General features: G+C 67.2%; 2 protein-coding genes and 1 pseudogene. 2 read left to right on the plus strand and 1 reads right to left on the minus strand.

The genetic code is table 11. The annotated features are described in order from the left end of the window. Nucleotides 1-581: 581 nt before the first annotated feature. Nucleotides 582-950, minus strand: a complete 369-nt coding sequence (locus tag ABF648_RS11955; RefSeq protein ID WP_415632472.1) for an ArsR/SmtB family transcription factor — start codon at nucleotides 948-950, stop codon at nucleotides 582-584. Nucleotides 951-1,000: 50 nt separating this feature from the next. Here ABF648_RS11955 and arsM point away from each other — a divergent pair, with 50 nt between their 5' ends. Together arsM and ABF648_RS11965 are read left to right on the plus strand one after the other, a co-directional pair. After that, entirely contained in the window at nucleotides 1,001-1,849 is an 849-nt protein-coding gene (gene arsM / locus ABF648_RS11960; RefSeq protein ID WP_415632473.1) for an arsenite methyltransferase, read from the plus strand. After that, a pseudogene (locus ABF648_RS11965) lies at nucleotides 1,846-2,549 on the plus strand (arsenical-resistance protein); the annotation flags it as partial. The gene arsM and the pseudogene ABF648_RS11965, both read left to right, overlap by 4 nt.

Below are 2,549 nucleotides of genomic sequence, written 5' to 3' on the forward strand. Positions count from 1 at the left end.
CCCGCCCCCGCCCCCGCCCACCCCGCCCCCCCCCCCCCCCCCGCCGCCCCCGGCCGCGGGGGCGGGGTGTTGCCCACGCGGGTGGGGGGCCGCCCCCGCCCCCACGACGGGCTATCTCGTTGATCTCTCTGTTCCCGTCGCCATCGTCATGAGGTGCTTCATCGGGCACGAGCGTCGCGCAGGCTCTCCGCTCCAGGAGCCTCTCGGAACGAGCAGATCGGTTCCTCATCGGATACGTCGTCATGCGTTTCTTGTGGTGGGCCATCGGGATGAGGCCGAAGCTCACTATGCAGAGAGCGGGTAATCCGGCGTGGAGCCCGTGGGCGTCTGGGCCGGTCTCCACCGGCCTCACCAGGTCCCCGGCCACGTGGGCCCCGTCGCACATCGACACCACTGACCCAGCTCGTGGTGCTCGAAATCATCCCATACGAACGGGTAGCGAATCGATCGCATTTCGAGCGCCAATTTCGAGCAGCTCGGCCACGCTCAACGACGCTCTCCACGATCCGGTCCGCAGACCTGCTCGAAAGGGATCGATTCCGGACTGTCGCCTGACGCGAAGGTGTGGGCATGTGGTGCGACTAAATGCGCGGGCGGCTCAGGCTGGCGAGATGTTGCCCGAGATCGTTGAGAGCTTCGGGCTTGATGGCGTAATAAGCCCATTTCCCTTGCTGTTCGCGGGTGACGAAACCGGATTCAGCCAGGAGCTTCATGTGGTGGGAAACGGTGGGCTGGGTCACGCCGAGCGGCTCGGTGAGGTCGCAGATACAGGCCCTTCCCTCTGGATGCGCAGCGACGAGTTGCAGAAGTTGCAGGCGGGTGGGGTCTGAGAGCGCCTTCAGCTTGCGCGCGAGGTCGCGGCTCTCGGCCGGGCGAGGTGCCACCGCCGCCGTCGGCGTGCAGCAAGGGGCCTGCTGGTGGTTCGTGGGGTTCGGCAGCGTGGTGGTCATGTCTTCCAGTGTCCCACTCATATTGACTAACATCTATACGTTGAGTATAAATGAATCCGATAGATGATCATCTATGCGAGGAGGGCGTGGTGCACGAGACCGAACTGATACGCACGCAGGTGAGAGATCGGTATGCGCAGGCGGCTCTCGCCGTCGAAGCAAGCGGACGGGAGTTGCCGTCACGGACCGGGAGCTGCTGTGCGGGTGGTTCGTGCTGTGCCCCTACCGCTGACGTTGGGACCGATGTGGATGAGCGTTTCGGCGTCAGCTTGTATGCATCCGGGGACGTTGCCGGCGTGCCGGCCGGAGCTTTGGCGGCGAGCCTGGGATGTGGCAACCCCACGGCGGTAGCCGATCTGCACCCCGAAGAGCGGGTCCTCGACCTCGGTTCCGGTGGTGGTATCGACGTGCTGCTGTCCGCGCGCCGGGTGGGGGCCCGAGGTTTCGCCTACGGCGTGGACATGACCGACGAGATGCTGACCCTCGCTCGTGACAACGCGGCGAAAGCTGGCGCGGACAACGTCGAGTTCCTCAAGGGGACGATCGAGGACGTGCCACTGCCCGACGCCTCGGTCGACGTGGTGATCTCCAACTGCGTCATCGACCTGTCCGCCGACAAGCCCAAGGTGTTGAGCGAGATGTTCCGCGTGCTCACCCCGGGCGGACGCATCGGCATCTCCGACGTGGTGGCCGAGGACGGCGTGACACCGGCCGAGCGGGCCGAGCGCGGCTCGTACGTGGGCTGCATCGCCGGGGCACTTTCCCGCCGCGAGTACCTGGACGGTCTGGCCCAAGCCGGGTTCGTCGGCACGAGCGTCGAGTTCACCCATGAGGTCACCCCGGGCATGCACGGAGCCATCGTCAAGGCCGTGAAGCCGGTCGCGGGAGCGACACGGTGAGCATCACGACTCGAACGCGGCCGCAGGCCGCCACGCGCCTGGGCACCGCCGACAGGCTGCTGCCGGCGTGGATTCTCACGGCAATGGTCATCGGCGTCACCCTCGGGCGGTCCTGGCCCGGCCTGGCCGGCGTCATCGGCTCAGTGAGGCTGGGCTCCACGAGCCTGCCGATCGCCTTGGGCCTGCTGCTCATGATGTACCCACCGCTGGCGAAGGTGCGCTACGGCGAGCTCGGCCGCGTCACCCACGACCGCACCCTGCTGGTCGCCTCGCTCGTACTGAACTGGCTGATCGGGCCGGCGCTCATGTTCACACTCGCCTGGCTTCTGCTGCCCGATCTGCCCGAGTACCGCACCGGCATCATCATCGTCGGGCTGGCTCGCTGCATCGCCATGGTGCTCATCTGGAACGACCTCGCCTGCGGCGACCGGGAGGCGGCCGCAGTCCTGGTGGCCGTCAACGCGCTGTTCCAGATTCTCATGTTCGCCACCCTCGGCTGGTTCTACCTCCAGGTCCTGCCCGCCTGGCTGGGGCTGCCCGCGACATCGGCCGACTTCTCCTTCCTGCAGATCGCCGAATCCGTGCTGGTCTTCCTCGGCGTCCCGCTGCTGGCCGGATGGGCGAGCCGTCGTCTCGGGGAGCATGCGAAGGGCCGGGAGTGGTACGAGCACCGGTTCCTCCCCAGGGTCGGCCCGCTGGC

The sequence above is a fragment of the Propionibacterium sp. genome, from assembly GCF_047719395.1.
Classification (GTDB): domain Bacteria; phylum Actinomycetota; class Actinomycetes; order Propionibacteriales; family Propionibacteriaceae; genus Propionibacterium.

Coding starts and splice junctions, on each gene's coding strand:
- ABF648_RS11955 (WP_415632472.1), bottom strand. CDS start 950: ATGACCACCACGCTGCCGAACCCCACGAACCACCAGCAGGCCCCTTGC.
- arsM (WP_415632473.1), top strand. CDS start 1,001: ATGAATCCGATAGATGATCATCTATGCGAGGAGGGCGTGGTGCACGAG.